This is a genomic window from Amycolatopsis sp. NPDC043885 (assembly GCF_056435685.1).
The window spans coordinates 31,760-49,181 of the sequence record NZ_JBWKEA010000023.1 but is presented as its reverse complement, the minus strand read 5'-3'; the positions used below and the strand labels follow the sequence as shown (position 1 = coordinate 49,181).

Annotated in this window: 11 protein-coding genes; 1 reads left to right on the top strand and 10 read right to left on the bottom strand. The window is 67.0% G+C overall.

Annotation, left to right across the window (positions count from 1 at the left end):
* Positions 1 to 20: 20 nt before the first annotated feature.
* Positions 21 to 425, bottom strand: a complete 405-nt coding sequence (locus AC069I_RS39570) for an LYR motif-containing protein (RefSeq protein ID WP_478267661.1) — start codon at positions 423 to 425, stop codon at positions 21 to 23.
* A gap of 307 nt (positions 426 to 732) precedes the next feature.
* Between AC069I_RS39570 and AC069I_RS39565 the strand changes: the two genes are divergently transcribed.
* Positions 733 to 1,368: a hypothetical protein gene (locus AC069I_RS39565; protein WP_478267660.1), complete on the top strand. Its 636-nt coding sequence runs from the start codon at positions 733 to 735 to the stop codon at positions 1,366 to 1,368.
* Positions 1,369 to 1,438: 70 nt separating this feature from the next.
* On the opposite strand, the gene AC069I_RS39560 is transcribed toward AC069I_RS39565, so the two are convergent.
* The 9 genes from AC069I_RS39560 to araB form a co-directional block, all read right to left on the bottom strand.
* On the bottom strand, positions 1,439 to 5,173 hold the full coding sequence (locus AC069I_RS39560) for a glycoside hydrolase family 2 TIM barrel-domain containing protein (RefSeq protein WP_478267659.1): 3,735 nt from the start codon (positions 5,171 to 5,173) through the stop codon (positions 1,439 to 1,441).
* Between the two features lie 22 nt (positions 5,174 to 5,195).
* Entirely contained in the window at positions 5,196 to 6,653 is a 1,458-nt protein-coding gene (locus AC069I_RS39555; RefSeq protein ID WP_478267658.1) for a family 43 glycosylhydrolase, read from the bottom strand.
* 2 nt (positions 6,654 to 6,655) lie between these two features.
* Entirely contained in the window at positions 6,656 to 9,190 is a 2,535-nt protein-coding gene (locus AC069I_RS39550) for an alpha-L-arabinofuranosidase C-terminal domain-containing protein (RefSeq protein WP_478267657.1), read from the bottom strand.
* Between the two features lie 351 nt (positions 9,191 to 9,541).
* Entirely contained in the window at positions 9,542 to 10,789 is a 1,248-nt protein-coding gene (gene mmsB, locus AC069I_RS39545; RefSeq protein WP_478226065.1) for a multiple monosaccharide ABC transporter permease, read from the bottom strand.
* A 3-nt stretch (positions 10,790 to 10,792) separates the two neighbouring features.
* Positions 10,793 to 12,316, bottom strand: coding sequence for a multiple monosaccharide ABC transporter ATP-binding protein (gene mmsA / locus AC069I_RS39540; RefSeq protein ID WP_478226064.1), 1,524 nt, complete (start codon positions 12,314 to 12,316; stop codon positions 10,793 to 10,795).
* A 4-nt stretch (positions 12,317 to 12,320) separates the two neighbouring features.
* The gene (gene chvE, locus AC069I_RS39535; RefSeq protein ID WP_478226063.1) at positions 12,321 to 13,448 is read right to left on the bottom strand and encodes a multiple monosaccharide ABC transporter substrate-binding protein; all 1,128 of its coding nucleotides are present in this window, start codon (positions 13,446 to 13,448) and stop codon (positions 12,321 to 12,323) included.
* Between the two features lie 26 nt (positions 13,449 to 13,474).
* The gene (araA, locus tag AC069I_RS39530) at positions 13,475 to 14,980 is read right to left on the bottom strand and encodes an L-arabinose isomerase (RefSeq protein ID WP_478226062.1); all 1,506 of its coding nucleotides are present in this window, start codon (positions 14,978 to 14,980) and stop codon (positions 13,475 to 13,477) included.
* Complete coding sequence (locus AC069I_RS39525; RefSeq protein WP_465364253.1) at positions 14,977 to 15,663, bottom strand: L-ribulose-5-phosphate 4-epimerase; 687 nt, start codon at positions 15,661 to 15,663, stop codon at positions 14,977 to 14,979. The genes araA and AC069I_RS39525 overlap by 4 nt, the downstream gene beginning before the upstream one ends.
* A complete protein-coding gene (gene araB, locus AC069I_RS39520; protein ID WP_478233550.1) occupies positions 15,660 to 17,333 on the bottom strand; it encodes a ribulokinase in 1,674 nt (557 codons plus the stop codon). The genes AC069I_RS39525 and araB overlap by 4 nt, the downstream gene beginning before the upstream one ends.
* Between the last annotated feature and the right edge of the window lie 89 nt (positions 17,334 to 17,422).

The following is a 17,422-nucleotide window of genomic DNA, read 5'->3' as shown; positions in this document are numbered from 1 at the left end:
GTCAGCTCACGACCGGATGATCAGTAGTCGTCACGACCCGTGAATTGTTGTTCGAGTAGTTCCGCCGAGCCGGCGACGAGTTCGAGCGGGTCGGTGAACTCGTTGATGTCGAGATTCACCAACGGCAGGGAATGGCGCAGCACCAGGTGCTCCCCCATGACCACCAGTCCCCCGACGACGATCGTGTTGCCGACCTCGGTCAGCACGGTCGCCAGGTCGACCTCGCTGACCCGCGCGAACGGTGTCGCGATCTGCACCCAGTCCTCGCGGCGGTCGAAGATCTCCCGTGCGATGACCACGGTCTGTGCCCGCTCTTCGTAGTCGTCGTCGCCGTAGGACAAGCGGATGCGAATTTCGTCCGTTTCGTCCTTCACGACCCGATATTCGTGTCGTACGAACGCGACCAGATCGGCCCATTCCGCCATGATTTCAGTCTCCCTCGCAGTCGAAGATCAAGACTAGCGACTGCCCGGGCGAAGAGACCGGCCTCGGCCCGACATCACCCGGACAGCGGCGGCCCGCGCGTGTTCCGACACCGAAGTTTTAGCCCTGCAGGGTGAAACGGTGCCGTTAGGTCCTACGACCGGATCACCCAAGGTCCAGCGAGAGCCTGCAACAAAAGCCGGTCCTGATGACTTCGCGCTCGAAAATTCCCAAGCGAGCTGAGTCTGAAGCCTATCTCTTCTTGATCTTGTTGTAGTCTCTTTCAGCATCTTTGACAGGGGAGATCATGTGACGAACAACGATCGCGGCCGGTCAAAAACCGACCGGGCGAGAAACGTCAAAACCTCGGATCCGGCAGTGGCCGCGGCGCTTGTCAGCCGACGTGGAGCGATTTTGGCGGCTGTTATAACCGCGGTGTTGGGCCTGGTGGGCGCGGTGGTCGTGGCACTCATCAACACCAGTGCACAGCCGGCGAAAGGCGCCGACGACCGAGGTTCGCCATCCGGATCGTCGTCGCAAGATGCCACCAGCGTGCAGCAACAGGGGGACAAACCCGCTGAAGCCGTCCCCGAGCAGGTGAAGCTCGATGCGGACATGGGGGTCGACCTCGACGCGTCCCGCGCCACCCCGGTGTCCGCATCGGGCCCCAACGGCGACATAGACCTCTATTTCAGCGGAAGCTATTTGACCGCCAATCGATCGGGCCTGTTCTATTACTACGGAACCGAGCAGGAAGCCAAGGCGCAGTGCCCGAAGATCGTTTCCGAGGGAAAGGGAACGGTTCCCGGCCCCGAGGTGATATTCGCCGGTGGGCAACATTGCCTGAGGACATCCAAGGGAACGGTCGGATGGCTCAGCGCGAACGATGTCAAGATCGCCGAGAATTCCGGATACATCGTGCTCAACTACAAGTTGTTCAACTAGCCGACGGGTGCCGCGAAAGCCACTTTCGAGACATCAAGTGTCGTGAAAGTGGCTTTCGCGACGTCCAAGGTCACCCGCCGGTCGGCACCCCCGCCCGCGCTTCCTGCTGGGTCAGCGGCCGAAGCGACAGCGTGTACTCATACGTGCCGTCAGCTCGGACCTGACTGCGTTCCCGCACCGGGTTGGGCGTGTCCCCGACCCCGGTCACCGCGTGGCTCGCGTGCAGCGTGAACCAGCCCTTGTTGCGCTGCAACTGGAAGGGGTACGCCGCCCGATCGAGGTCGTCGAACGGCGTCACGCTGACGTCCTTCGCGCCGCCGATCAGCAAGCCACCGGACCGGCTGTCGGTGAGCAGCGCCCACCGGCTGTCGGTGTGGTTGCCGTGGTCCTGCGGCCGGTGGTACTCGACGTACTGCTGATCCACCGTGCTCGACTGCACGCCGATCGGCGTCCCGTCCTTCCGGTCGACGTAGCTCTCGGCTTTTCGCCCATACCACGCGAACCGGTCGTATCGGTCCGGCACCGCGAGCGAGACACCGATCCGCGGCAGATACGGCAGTGTGCGCACACTCCCTTGCGGCACCACCCGGTTGCCCATGCTCAGCGTCCCGGTCCGGTCGACGGTGTAGGTCATCGTCTGGTCGAACCACGCGCCGGCGACGTCGGGCGCCGCGACCCGGCTGTCGACGATCACCCGCACGCTTCGCGAGCCGTCCTTCTCGACCCGCACTCCGGTGACCGTGGTCTTCAACCGGTCCAGGCCGGCCTTGCGCCAGTCCTCACCCTCTGCCCTGCCCCAGGCGAAGGTTTCGTTGCTGATGGGCGCCCGCCATGCGTCGAGCTTCGGCCCTGCGGTCAGCAGTTCCTTGCCCTGGTACCGGATGGACGCCAGCGCACCGGTGGTCTTGTCCACCCGGTACGTGACCCCGGCCGCCGACGCCGTCACCGAACCCTCGTCCTCGACGACCCCGACGGACTTCCCGTCGAGCGGAGTCCGGTCCAGGCCGGGGATCCGCTTCCCGCCCAGGGAGAACTGGTCGTGTGCCAGGACGTGTCCCCGCGCGAGCATCGGCTCGCTCTGCGTCGTCACCGCCTCGACGGAGAGGAACCGCTCTCGGTCAGCCGGATTCGGCGGCACGGGAACGGCGACCCGTCCGGTCGTCCCTGCGCCGACCCGCAACGGCTGTTCGCCACGGGCGACGATCCGGGAGCCTTCCTGGATCCGCCACCGCAGGTTCAGCTCGTCGGTGCCCTTGAACTGCCGTTCGTTGGTCACCGACACCGTGCCACCGGAGTAGGCGAACCGGAGCGGCTGATGCGCCCACGCCATCTGCGCGGTCTCCGGCTGCGCCGAACGATCCGAGTCGATCAGACCGTCCACACCGGACAGACTGGAGCCGTACGACAGGTGGCTCCCCCGGTCCGTGACACTGTCGAAGTCCAGCGCCAAGACAGCCCCGCCCGCCGGTGTGGAGCCGGACAGCTCCGCGGCGGACAGCGGCTTGTCGTAGATGCGGACATCGTCGACGGCGCCGCGGCCCATCCAGCCGATGCTCGACGGGTCGTTCCACGACGTCTCGAAGTCGCGGCCGATGTTGACCTCCGCCGAAGACGAGTCGATCGCGCCGGTGAACGGCTTGCTCGCTACCTCCTTGCCGTCGAGATAGAGCCGCAGGGCGGTTCCGTCATAGGTACCGCTCACCCGGTGCCAGTTGCCGTAGAGGTCGGCGGGCACCTTCGCCTGCACCGCCTGCCACGTTCCACTGTGGATGAAGAACTCCAGCGTGTCCTGCGTCTTCATCTTGAGCGCGTACTGGTGGTCTCCCTTGCCGAGGATGCGGAAATCGCCGGTCCACTTCCCCGGTTTCACCCAGGCGTCCAAGGTCAGCGCCTTCCCGGTGATGTCGAGTTTGCGGTCGCGGTAGACCTCGACGAAATCGTCCAGCCCGGACAGTCCCAGCGCCTTGCCGCGATGACCTTCGATCAGATCCGGCTTTCCACTGATATGCGCCGAGATGTCGTTGCCCGACGCATCGGGCGTGATCCGGATCGGCTGCCGGATGTTCTGCTCCGCCCAGTCCCAGATGAACCCGCCCTGAGTCTGCGGATTCGCCCGGATCGTATCCCAGAACTCCCGGAAGTTGCCGAGACTGTTGCCCATGGCGTGGGCGTACTCGCCGAAGATCAGCGGTTTGGTGGTGTTCTTCGCCTGCTCGGCGAACTTCTCCGGAGACGGATATCGCGGCCCCCACACATCCGCGAACGGCGCGTCCCCGTCCGGACTGTTCGACTGGTGGTAGATCGGCCGGGTCGGTTCGTTCGCGTCCAGCCATTCCGCCAGCGCGAAGTGATGCGCGCCGAGGCCCGCCTCGTTGCCGGTGTCCCACAGGAAGACGCTCGGGTGGTTCTTGTCCCGTTCGACCATGCCGATCATGCGATCGAAGAACGCGTCCCGCCAAGCCGGGTCGTTCGCCTGGCAGTACCGGGCGCAGTTCTCGTGGTTGTGGGTCTCGATGTCGATCTCGTCGTCGATCCAGAGCCCGTGCCGGTCGGCCAGCTCGTAGAAATAGGGATCCGACGGGTAGTGCGAGGTGCGGACCGCGTTGACGTTGAGCTGCTTCATCAGCGCGACGTCGCGTTCCTGCGCACGCCGGGGCACGTGCCTGCCGTGGTCGGGGTCGGTCTCCGCCCGGTTGACGCCCTTGAAGAGCACCCGTTTCCCGTTGACCAGCAACTGTTCGTCGCGGATCTCGATCTCGCGGAAGCCCACCGTCTCGCTGGTGATGTGCGTGACGCGGCCGTCGGGCGCGCTCAACGTGAGTACCGCCGTGTACAGGTTCGGTGTCTCGTCGGTCCACTTCGCCGGGTTGCGGACGGGCAGGTTCAGCGTGGTCTTGCCACCGGCCTCGACCTCACCGCTCGCGGCCCCGGCCTCCTTGCCCGCGGCGTCGCGCAGGCTCAGCCCGACACGGTGCTTGCCGGTGGTCCCGCCGGGTTTGGTGGCGACCTCGACCGCGGCCTTGAGGGTGGCGTCGGTATAGGTCGCGTCGAGGTCCGTCGTCAGCCCGACGTCCTGGATGAACGTACGCGGCGCCGAATGCAGGGTCACCGAGCGGAAGATGCCCGAGTACCGCCACTGGTCGACGTCCTCCAGATAGGCGCCCGCGCTCCAGCGGTGCACCTGGACGGCGATCCGGTTCGAGCCCGGTCGCAGCGCGGAGGAGAGGTCGAACTCCGCCGGCGTGTAGCCGCCTTGGTCGTAGCCGATGTACTTCCCGTTGACCCAGACGAAGTACGCCGACGTGACACCCTCGAAGCGCAGGAAGGTCTCGCGTTCCGTCCAGTCCGCGGGCAGGGTGAAGTCACGGACGTAGGCGCCGGTCGGGTTGACGTCACGCGGGACGCGCGGCGGGTCGTCGGGCTGGATCTCGGTGGCGATGTTGCGGAAGATCGGATGGTCCAGACCGTCCGTCTGCCAAGTGTGCGGCACGGACACTTCGCGCCAGCGCGACGCGTCGTAGCCGTCCTCGTGGAATCCCGCCGGGACCTGCGACGGGTTGTCCGCCATCGCGATCCGCCACTTGCCGTCGAGCGACATCGTGTACGGACTGCGTTCATCTCGGCGGGCCGCGGCGGAGACGTCGGCGTAGGGACGTAGGAATGCGTGCGGTGGCTCCTGGCCTTCGGCGACTTTTCGTGGATCGTCGAGATAGGACTGGACGTCGGCGGCCGCCGGAGCGGCGGCCGCGACGAGGGTCCCGGCGAGCATCGCCAGGACCACGACGATGGGGCGTGTTCGCAGCACTGCGTTCAACCTCCCAGAGAGTTCAGCTGAGCCGGAAGCTGACCTGTTGACGATCCCGCACCGCGGTACCGGGACGAAAGACCAAGATCCTTCCCTTGTCGTGGGCCAAATAGGTGGCAGGCTCACCCGCAAGGCGGAACGACACCGCCAGCCGGTCGGAAAGGCCCGGCACCTGGGTGAAACTCGCCGCCCGGCCGTACGCGTCGCTCTCCTCGTACGGATCGATCCGCACGGTCGAGGCATCGACCACCCGGACGTAGCGGTCCGGGAAGTTCACCGATTGCAGTGCGACGGTTCCCGCTCCGCGGAACCCCGCGACGATCCGGAACTGCGAGTCGGCGAGCTCGCGGACGTTGCCGCCGGCGGTCAGCCGGTACTCGTAGTGCCGCACGTACAACGCCGGATCGTCCAATGGGGACAGTCGCACGCAAGGACCGCCTTTGCCCACCGGGACACCGAAACTCGGTGTCCCGTCGGCGTTCCAGTACAGCCGCTGGACTCTCGTATGCCGGTTCGGGTCGTACAGCGGGTCGCCGGTGATGTCGCGGTAGTCGCGGGCGTGGTACACGAGCACGTCGGACCCGTCCTCGGCGACGGTGAACGAGTTGTGCCCCGGCCCGTACTGCCGGGTGGCCTCGTTCGTGGTGAACACCGGCTGAGGTGACTTGGTCCACGACCGCGGGTCGAGCAGGTCCGAACGTTCGTCCGCGGTGAGCAACCCCATGCAGTAGCGCGCGTCGGTGGCGCTCGCCGAGTAGGTCATGAACACCCGCCCGTTGCGGACGATCACCGCCGGCCCCTCGTTGACCTTGAACCCCTGGATCTCCCACGGCAGCGTGGGCACCGCGAGCCGGACGGGTTCACCCTTGAGCGCCAGTGGCGAGGCCATCTCGGCGAGGTACAGGTTGCTGTTGGTCGCGATGCCGGGTTCGCTCTGCGCCCAGGCGAAATAGCGTTTGCCCCGATGCTCGAACGTCGTCGAATCGAGGGTGAAGGTGTCCCATTTGGTCACCATCTGCCCGCGCAGCACCCACGTGCCCGCGCGTGGATCATCCGAAGTGGACTCGAGCACGTAGGTCCGGATGCGGAAGACGTCGTCCGAGTCACCCGCGGCGAAGTAGACGTACCAGCGCCCGTCGATCCGATGCAGTTCCGGCGCCCAGATGTGACCGCCCATCTTCCTGGACGACGGACGTCGCCAGATCGTCGTCTCCCTCGCGGTGGCCAGGCCGTCGATCGTGGCGGCGCCACGCACGACGATGCGGTCGTACTCCGGCACCGAACCGGTCAGGTAGTACATCCCGTTCACCGGCCGGGTGATGAACGGATCGGCCCGCTGTTCGACCAGCGGATTCCGGGTGGTCAACGACGCGGGAGCGGCCTCGGCGGCTTGGGCCGTACCCGGCGCCAGGCCGCCGACGGCAGTGACGGCCAAGAGACCGCCTCCGGCTCTGAACAGGTCACGACGGTCGATGGTCATGGTCATCCCCTCACTCGGGCCGGGAACCGCAGGAAGGTCACGGAGTTCGGTGGGAAGGTGTAGGTGAAGGCGTTCGACACTCCGGAGAACCGCGACTCGCGTGGCGCGATCGGCGTGCTGAAAGCGGTGTTGACGTCGTCCGGCGACCCCTGCAACGTCGTCACGCGAGCGGTGGAACCCGGCTGGACGCGGGTACCGAGATCGACCCGGGTCCGGGCGGCCGTGGCCTGGGCGTTGACCACCTTGACCACGAGTTCGCCGGTCTTGACGTCACGGGTGACGACCTGGCGGAACGGCTCGGCGACCTTGTCGTCGGTGAACGAGCCCCACTTCTGTCCGTCGAGGAACAGCGTCACCTGACGGCCGCGGACCTCGACCCGCAGGTCGTACTGCCTGCCCGTCTCGATCTTGGTGTCGTTCTGGAGCAGGGTCTGCTTGCCCCCGCCTTCGGTCTTCTCGACGGCGGAGACGGTGTTGTTCCAGCCGCCGAGGTTCCACCAGTAGTTGTTGCCGCTGTCCTTGACGCCGAAGGCGACCAGGAAGCCTTCCCTGCCGCCGGTCTTGGTCGCCTTCACCGAGAAGTCGTAGTTGCTCCACGAGGGATCGCCCGCGGTCACCAGGGTGTTCTCGGCGGCCTGGTCCGACTGGACATAGGCCCCGTTCGACACCGCCCAGGAACCTCGTCCGGCCACCCTCGACCAACGCGAGTCGTCGCCGGAGAAGTCGTCCGAGAACAGCTGTGCGCCGTCGGCAGAGGTGACCTTGACGTCGTCGTAGCCGGCGCTCGTCGCCCAGGTGGACAGTCCGATCGCGCCAGAGATCGGCGCGACCGTGGCAGGCGTGGCCGACGCCTTGCTCGGCACGACGTGGTCACCGACGTTGGTCATGAACAGCTTCTGCGTCTCGTAGCTGGCCGAACCCCACGAACGCTGGTTGTCGAACCAGATCATGTCCGGTTTCCACTGCACGTAATCGGTGTTCGCCAGCAGCGGCGCGTACGACGCGAGCTTGACGACGTCGGCGTTCCGCTCCAGCCCGGTCATGTACGCGGCTTCGGCCAGCGCGTTGCCGAACTTGTTGTCCAGCGACGCGTACTCACCGAGGAACACCTTCGGGCCGTTGCGGTCGTAGGTGTCGTAGCGCTGATTGTTCTGCAGGAACCACTGCGGACTGTTGTAGTAATGCTCGTCGACCATCGAGACCTTCGCGTTCCGGTTCAGGTCCCACAGCCGGTCGAACGTCGTGCCGGTGTCGTCCGGTCCCGAGTTGCTGATCACCGTGATCCCCGGGTAGTTCGCCGCGATCGCCTCGCGGAACTCGCTGAAGCGGGCGAAGAACTCGTCGGGCAGGTTCTCCTCGTTGCCGACGCCGACATGGGTCAGGTTGAACGGCGCCGGATGCCCCATCTCGGCCCGCTTCCTACCCCAGGTCGAGGTGACCGGGCCGTTGGCGAACTCGATCAGATCGAGGGTGTCCTGGATGTGCCGCCGCAGCAGCGCCGGGTCGTCGGTCGCCCTGTTCTGCCCGCAGCCGGTGACCAGCGCCGGGACCACCGGCAGCGGCATCGCGCCGATGTCCTCGGAGAACTGGAAGTACTCGTAGTAGCCGATACCGTAGGACTGGTTGTAGCCCCAGAAGTTCGCGTTCGTGGCCCGCTGCTCGACCGGGCCGATCGTGTCCTTCCACTGGTACGAACGCTTCCGTTCCCAGTTCGGCGCCTCGTAACCCTGGTGGCTTCCGGTGTTGACGAGGCATCCGCCGGGGAAGCGCACGAAACCGGGTTTGAGCGCGGCGATCTTCTCCGCCAGATCCGCCCGCATGCCGTTCGGACGGTTCTTGTAGGTGTCGCGCGGGAACAGCGACACCATGTCCAGCCGCAGCGTGCCACCGCCGGACGCGGTCAGCGCGAGCCTGCCCAGCGCGCTCGACTCCCGCGCCCGGACGGCGCCGGTGTACTTCACCCAGCCGTCGCCGCGGACCTGCACCCGCAGCGGATCGGCGAGCGCCTTGCCCGCGGGATCGGTGACGGCCACCGTGAGCGGAGTGCCCGCCGCCCGATCGGTCCGGGCGAACACCGAGAAGTCGTACTGCTTGCCCTTCTCGACCCGGATCCCCGAGTTGTAGCCGGAGTTCGCGACGCCGTATTCGCCACTGCCCAGGTCGAGCTTGAGATAGCGGCGGTTCCGTTCGTTGAGCCGCCGGTCGTCGTCGGCCACCGTCGCCGTGCCGGTGCCCCGGTTGAGCGACGTGGGCGCCCACGACGTCAACGGCGTGTACGACGCGTTGTCGGCCTTGTCGTACTCGAAGGACCGGTTCTGCACGAGCTCCGCGTACAGCCCGCCGTCCGCGGCACGGTTGATGTCCTCGAAGAAGACGCCGTACATCGAACGGTCGATCGTGGCACCACGTCCCGCCGCGTCCACGGCGAGGCTGTACTCGGTCGTCGGTGTCTGGCCCGAAGCGGTCTGAACGGGCACGAGGACACCGACGGCGATGGTCAGGGACAGCACACTTATCCGGGTGGATCTGCTGCGCACAGCACTTCCTTTCGCGACGTTGCGAGGAAACCGGGGTTAGGAAGGTTCTTCGTGTTCTGCGGGGGTATGACGATCGGCGTTCCGCGGAGTGTTCTGTGTCGCGAAAGCCACTTTGGGGACGTCTGGTGTCTAAAGTGGCTTTCGCGACACGGCCCCAGGGCTCCACCCCGAATACGGGACGCGAGCCGGCAGCCGGCCAGGTCCCCAATGTCGCATTGGAGACGCTGAGTGTCTCCAATGCGACATTGGGGACACCGGACTGCGGTGGCGGGGGCTGTAGGGCGCTTTCCCGCATGCGATGCTGGGGAAGGTCCCCCTCACCGCTTGACATGAGGGGAAAGTCCCCGACCATCAGGCGGCGGTGCGGGCCCGCCGCTTGGTCCAAATGTCGTAGGCGACGGCGGCGAGCAGCACGAACCCCTTGACGAGGTTCACGCTCTCGGTCGGCGCGCCGATCAGGGACATGCCGTTGTTGATCACGCCCATGATGAGACCGCCGGTGATCGCGCCGACCACCTTGCCGACCCCGCCCTGCACCGCGGCGCCGCCGATGAACGCCGCGGCGATCGCGTCGAGTTCGAACATGTTGCCCGCGGTCGGCCCGGCCTGGTTGAGCCGTCCGGCCACGATGATCCCGGCGAGCGCGGAGAGCACGCCCATGTTGACGAAGATCCAGAACGTCACGGACTTGACCTTCACCCCGGACAGCGTCGCCGCCTGGAGGTTCCCGCCGATCGCGTAGATGTGACGGCCGAAGACCGCGCGCGTCGTCACCAGCGAATAGCCGATCACCAGCACCGACAGCAGGATCAGCACCCAGGGCAGGTTCTTGTACCGCGCCAGCTGCACCACCACGAACAGCACCACGGCGGCCGCCGCGACGATCTTCAGCAGGAACATCGGCAACGGGTCCACCTCCTGCAGGTAGTTCAGCCGGGCCGTCCGCTTGCGCCAGCGCGACGCGACCGCGCCCGCGATGGCCAGTGCGCCCACCAACAGGCTGACCACGTCGGCGCCGCCGAGCGGGCCGAGCCCGATGTTGCCGAGGTAGCCGCCGGTGAACCCGTTCGCCAGCGTCCGCACCTCGTCCGGGAACGGGCCGATCCCCTGGTTCCCGAGCACGGTGAGGGTGAGGGCGCGGAAGATCAGCATTCCCGCCAGCGTCACGATGAACGCGGGGATGCCGAAGTAGGCGACCCAGTACCCTTGCCACGCCCCGATCACCGCGCCGACGGCCAGCGTGATCAGCAGCGCGACCGGCCACGCCATGCCCATGTTCACCATCAGCACGGCCGAGATCGCGCCGGTCAGCGCCACCACGGAACCCACCGACAGGTCGATGTGCCCGGCGATGATGATCAGGATCATGCCGATCGCGAGGATCAGCACGTACGAGTTCTGCACGATCAGGTTCGAGATGTTCTGCGGTTCCAGCAGCGCGCCGCCGGTGAGGATCGAGAACAACACGACGATCAGCGCGAACGCGACGTAGATGCCGCTCTCGCGCGGGTTGAACGAGATCCGGCGCGGCGCCCTGGCCGGCGCGGCTCCCTGCTGGTCCGGGACACCGGTGACGGTGTCGGCGGAGGCGGTGCTCATGTCTTACTCCTGTTCCCTGGTCATCGCCCGCATGAGGACCTCTTGGGTGGCCTCGGCCCGGCCGACCTCACCGGTGATCCGGCCCGCCGACAGCGTGTAGATCCGGTCGCACAGACCGAGCAGCTCCGGCAGCTCGGACGAGATGACCAGGACGGCCTTCCCCTCGTCGGCGAGCCGGTTGACGATCGTGTAGATCTCGTACTTCGCGCCGACGTCGATGCCGCGGGTGGGCTCGTCGAGGATCAGCACGTCCGGATCGGTGAGGATCCATTTGGACAGCACGACCTTCTGCTGGTTGCCGCCGGAAAGCGTGCCGGTCACGCTGCGCACGTCCGGTGCCTTGATGTTCATGCTCTTGCGGAATTCTTCGGCGACACGGTGTTCTTCGTTCTCGTCCACCCATCCGCGCCGGGCGAGTTTGCCCAGCGCCGCGCCGGAGATGTTGCGCTGGATGTCCTCGATGAGGTTGAGCCCGTAGCGTTTGCGGTCTTCGGTGGCGTACGCGATCCCGTTGGCGACGGCGTCGCCGACCGTGCGCACCTCGATCTCCTTGCCGTCCTTGATCAGGCGCCCGGAGATGTCCTTGCCGTACGACCGGCCGAACACACTCATCGCGAGCTCGGTCCGCCCGGCGCCCATCAGTCCCGCCAGCCCGACGATCTCGCCGCGCCGCAACGTCAGGCTCGCGCCGTCGACGACGATCCGGCCGTGCTGAGTCGGGCTGTGCACGGTCCAGTCCTCGATCCGGAGGACCTCGTCGCCGATCCGCGGTTCCCTTGGCGGGAAACGGTTCTCCAGTTTCCGGCCGACCATCCCGGCGATGATCCGGTCTTCGGTCACCGTGCTCGCGTCCAGCGTCTCGATCGTCCTGCCGTCGCGCAGGATGGTGATCGAATCGGCGATCGCGGCGATCTCGTTGAGCTTGTGCGAGATCAGGACGCAGGTGACGCCGTCGTCGCGCAGGCCGCGCAACAGTTCGAGCAGATGCGCCGAATCGTCGTCGTTCAGCGCCGCCGTCGGCTCGTCAAGGATCAGCAATTTGACCTCTTTGGACAGTGCCTTGGCGATCTCCACCAGCTGCTGTTTGCCGACACCGATGTCGAGCACCGGCGTCACCGGGTTCTCCCGCAGGCCGACGCGCCGCAGCAGCTCGCCCGCCTGCTGGTTGGTCCGGTTCCAGTCGATCAGCCCGCCGCGGGCCTTCTCGTTGCCGAGGAAGATGTTCTCCGCGATGGACAGCTGCTGGCACAGCGCGAGTTCCTGGTGGATGATCACGATGCCGCGGCGTTCGCTGTCGCGGATCGCGGAGAACGCGCACGGCTCGCCGTCGAAGACGATCTCGCCGTCGTACGAGCCGTGCGCGTAGACGCCCGAGAGCACCTTCATCAGCGTGGACTTGCCCGCGCCGTTCTCGCCGCAGATGGCGTGGATCTCTCCCCGGCGCACCGACAGGTTGACGTCCTGCAGCGCCTTGACGCCGGGGAAGGTCTTGGTGATCCCCCGCATCCGAAGGATTTCGTCGGTCACGTCGCTACCTCAGCTGTTCCGCTTTGTAGTAGCCCGAATCGATGAGTTCCTTCTGGTAGTTCCCCTTGTTGAGGATCACCGATTCCAGCAGGAACGCCGGGACGACCTTCTGGCCGTTGTCGTAGTCGGTCGTGTTGTTGGTCTCGGCCTTGCCGCCCTTGAGCACCGCGTCGGCCATCTTGACCGTGGTCTCGGCGAGTTTGCGGGTGTCCTTGAAGATGGTCGAGTACTGCTCGCCGGCGATGATCGACTTCACCGACGCGACCTCGGCGTCCTGGCCGGTGACCACGGGGTACGGCTGGCCCGGGGTGCCGTAGCCGTTGCTCTTCAGCGCCGAGAGGATGCCGATGGAGAGCCCGTCGTACGGCGAGAGCACGCCCTGCACCTTGTCGCCGGAGCTGTAGGTCTTGGTCAGCAGGTCTTCCATCCGCCGCTGCGCGGTCGCGGCCTGCCAGCGCAGGATCGCCGCGACGTTGAACGCGGTCTGGCCGCTCTTGACGACCAGCGTCCCGTTGTCGAGGTACGGCTTCAGCACCGACATGGCGCCGTTGAAGAAGAACGTCGCGTTGTTGTCGTCCGGCGAACCGGCGAAGAGTTCGATGTTGAACGGTCCCTTGCCCTCACCGGGCGAACCGTCCTCTTTGAGGACCTTGAGCCCGGTGAGCAGCGACGTCGCCTGCTGCACACCGACCTTGAAGTTGTCGAAGGTCGCGTAGTAGTCGACGTTCGGGGTGTTGCGGATCAGCCGGTCGTAGGCGATGACCGGGATCTTCTTGTCCGCGGCCTCCTGCAGCTGGGTGGTGATCGCGGTGCCGTCGATCGAGGCGATCACGAGCAGTTTCGCGCCCTTGGTGATCTGGTTCTCGATCTGGTTCACCTGGGTGGGGATGTCGTCCTCGGCGTACTGGAGGTCGACCTGGTAGCCCAGCTTCTCCAGCGCCGCCTTGATGTTGTCGCCGTCGTGGATCCAGCGCTCCGACGATTTGGTCGGCATGGTGACGCCGACGAGGCCGCCGGCGGCACCTCCCGCGACCGCCTGCTGATCGACGGTCTTCTGACTCGAACCGCAGGCCGTCAGCGCGGCACCGAGGCCGACCGCCACGGCCAGTGTGGCCAGTTTCGTGAACTTCATTGTTCCTTCTCTCCGGTGGGGACCGATCAGAATCCTTGTGCGAGCCGGTAGTAGGCCTGGTTCCAGCGCATCCGGTCGGCGATCGAGGCGGGCGTCGTGGCCTGGTCGATCACCAGCAGCTCGACGTCGAGCATGGTGGCGAAATCCCGGATCGATTCGGTGCCGACGGCCTGCGTGAGCACCGTGTGGTGCGGCCCGCCCGCGGTGATCCACGCTTCGGCGGAGGTCGCCAACGACGGCGCCGGCTTCCACACCGCACGCGCGACCGGAAGATTCGGCAGCGGCTCGTCCGGTGCGACGACCTCGACTTCGTTGGCCACCAGGCGGAATCGGTCGCCGAGGTCGGCGAGGCCGATCACGACGGCGTCACCGGCGGCGGCGTCGAACACCAGGCGGACGGGATCCTCGCGGCCGCCGATACCGAGCGGGTGGATCTCGCACGAAGGCCGGGCGGCGGCAATGCTCGGGCAGACTTCGAGCATGTGCGCGCCGAGGATCTTCGGTTCACCGGGCCCGAAGTGGTAGGTGTAGTCCTCCATGAACGACGTTCCGCGCTCGGAGTCGCGGCCCATCGCCTTGACCGCGGTCAGCAGCGCGGACGTCTTCCAGTCCCCTTCGCCGCCGAAGCCGTAGCCATCGGCCATCAGGCGCTGTACCGCGAGCCCCGGCAGCTGCCGCAGGCCGCCGAGATCCTCGAAGTTCGTGGTGAACGCGCCGAAACCGCCGTCCGCCAGGAACGTGCGAAGTCCCTTCTCGATCCGGGCGGCGTAGCGCAGCGACTCGTGCCGCTCCCCCGACTCGGCCAGATCCGGCGCGAGCGCGTACGAGCCGGCGTACTCCTCGACGAGCGTGTCGACCTCGGCGTCGGGCACCGCGTCGACCAGCGCGACGAGTTCGTTGACGCCGTAGGTGTTCACCGAGACGCCGAACTTCAGTTCCGCCTCGACCTTGTCCCCGTCGGTGACCGCGACGTCGCGCATGTTGTCACCGAACCGCGCGAGCTTGAGCGAGCCGATCGTCTGGCGGCCGACCGCCGCGCGGACCCACGCGTCGATCCGGTCGGCGACCGACGGATCCGCCGCGTGCCCGGCGATGGTCTTGCGCGGCACCCCGAGCCGGGTCTGGATGTAGCCGAACTCGCGGTCGCCGTGCGCGGCCTGGTTCAGGTTCATGAAGTCCATGTCGATGGACTGCCACGGCAGCGCCTCGTTGAGCTGGGTGTGCAGATGCAGCAAGGGTTTCCGCAGCGCGTCCAGGCCGGTGATCCACATCTTCGCCGGCGAGAACGTGTGCATCCACGCGATCACGCCGACACAGGCGTCGTCCGCGTTCGCCTCGAGCATCACGCGCCGGATCGCCGACGGCTCCGTCAGCACCGGCTTCGCGACGATCCCGGCAGAGATCCGGCCGGTGTCGGCCAGCATCCGCTGGATCTGCAACGACTGACCCGCGACCTGTTCGAGGGTTTCTTCGCCGTACAGCGCCTGGCTCCCGGTGAGGAACCAGACCTCGGTCTTCCGCTGTGTGCTCACTTCTCTCCCTGCTGGCCGTAGACGTTCTGGTAGCGCGCGTAGAGCCGGTCCACGTCCTGTTCGGACAGTGGTTCCGGGGTTCCCAGCGCGGAAGCGATGTGGACGGTCTTCGCGACGTCCTCGACCATCACCGCGGCCTTGACCGCGTCGCGTGCGGTGCGGCCGACGGTGAACGGCCCGTGGTTGCGCATCAGCACGGCGGGCGAGCGGCTGGACCGCAGGGTCTCGACGATGCCCCGGCCGATCGAGTCGTCGCCGATCAAGGCGAACGGCCCGACCGGGATCTCCCCGCCGAACTCGTCCGCGATCATCGTGAGCACGCACGGGATCGGCTCCCCGCGCGCCGCCCAGGCGGTGGCATAGGTCGAATGCGTGTGGACGACACCGCCGACCTCCGGCATGTGCCGGTAGACGTAGGCGTGCGCGGCCGTGTCCGAAGAGGGCGCCAGATCACCGTGGACGACTTCGCCGTACAGGTCGGTGACGACCATCGTGTCGGCGGTCAGTTCGCCGTAGGACACGCCGGACGGTTTGATCACCATCAGGTCGTGCCCGGGGACGCGTGCCGACACGTTGCCCGCGGTCCAGATGACCAGTTCGTAGCGGGTCAGCTCGCTGTGCAGCCGCGCGACGGTGTCCCGCAGTTCTTCGAAGGTGTCCGTGATCTCCACGGCGAGGCTCATCGGTGCTGTCCTTTCCTGGCGGCACGGCGGCGGGCGGCGAGCCGGTGCATGACGTCGTTGGTCCCGCGGCCGAAGTAGTCGTGCAGCGCGGCGTACTCGGCGTAGAGGTCGTCGTAGGCCTTCACGTTCTCGGCGATCGGGCGGTGGACCGCGCGGCGGACCGAGCCCATCGCGAGGGCCGCGGCCGGGACGTCCGGATGCGCTCCGGCCGCGACGGCGGCGTGGATCGCGGAGCCCAGAGCGGGACTCTGCGCCGAACCGGCCACCGAAAGCGGCAGGTTCGTCACGTCGGCGTAGATCTGCATCAGCAGGGGGTTCTTGACCAGGCCGCCGGCGACGATCAGTTCGGTGACCGGCACCCCGGCGCGGTCAAAGGTCTCGATGATCGTCCTGGTGCCGAACGCGGTCGCTTCGAGCAACGCGCGGTAGGTGTCCTCAGCGCGCGTCGCGAGCGTCTGCCCGACGACGACGCCGGACAGTTCGTGGTCGACCAGCACCGACCGGTTCCCGCTGTGCCAGTCGAGCGCGACGAGACCGTGCTCGCCGATCTCCTGTACCGCGGCGAGCCGGGTGAGCAGTTCGTGGACGGAGATCCCGGCTTCCCTGGCATCGTCCACATAGGACGCCGGGACGCCGTGTTCGACGAACCACGCGAAGATGTCACCGACGCCGCTCTGGCCCGCCTCGTAACCCCACTGCCCGGAAACGATCCCGCCGTCGACGACGCCGCACATCCCCGGCACCTCGCGCAGTTCGGCGCCGTTCATCACGTGACAGGTGGAGGTGCCCATGATCGCGACCATCTGGCCCGGCTCCACCGCCTGGACGGCGGGCGCGGTGACATGCGCGTCGACGTTGCCGACGGCGACCGCGATCCCTTCCGGCAGTCCGGTCCATTCCGCCGCCTGTGCGCTCAGGCTGCCTGCCTTGGCGCCGAGAGCGCCCAGCGGATGGACGAGCTTGTCGTCCACGAAGGACCCGAAGCCGGGTGCGAGCTCCTCCAGGAACTCCGCGCTCGGGTAGCGGCCGTCCTGGAGAATGCCCTTGTACCCGGCGGTGCACGCGTTGCGCACGTAGGTCCCGGTGAGCTGCCAGACGATCCAGTCGGCTAGTTCGACCCAGTGCCGCATCCGGTCATAGACCTCGGGAGCCTCTTCGAAGACCTCCAGCGCCTTGGCGAACTCCCACTCCGAAGAGATCAGCCCGCCGTAGCGCGGGAGCCACGACTCGCCGCGCTTTCGTGCCAGCGCGTTGATCCGGTCCGCCTGCGGCTGCGCGGAATGGTGCCGCCACAGCTTCACGTAGGCGTGCGGGTTCCCGCCGAACTCGGGCAGTTCGCACAGCGGCGTGCCCTCGGCCGTGGTCGGCACCATCGTGCACGCGGTGAAGTCGGTGCCGATGCCGATCACGTCGGCGGGGTCCGCACCGGCGGCCCGGATGGCTTCCGGCACGGCGGTGCGGAGCACGTCGACGTAGTCCGACGGCACCTGCAGTGCCCAGTCCGGCGGCAGACCGTGCCCGGTCTGCGGCAGGATCCGGTCGATCACGCCGTGGCGGTATTCCGAAACCGCGCTGCCCAGTTCCGCGCCGTCGCGGACGCGGACCACGACGGCCCGGCCGGACAGCGTCCCGAAGTCGACGCCGACGACCAGCGGCTCCCCTGTACTCACTTCTTCTCCCGAACTGTTAGCGTTCACATTTCTGGTCGAAAACCACGTTCATGCGTGCTTGGAGCCGTAACTCGCGTGCTTGGAGGCGG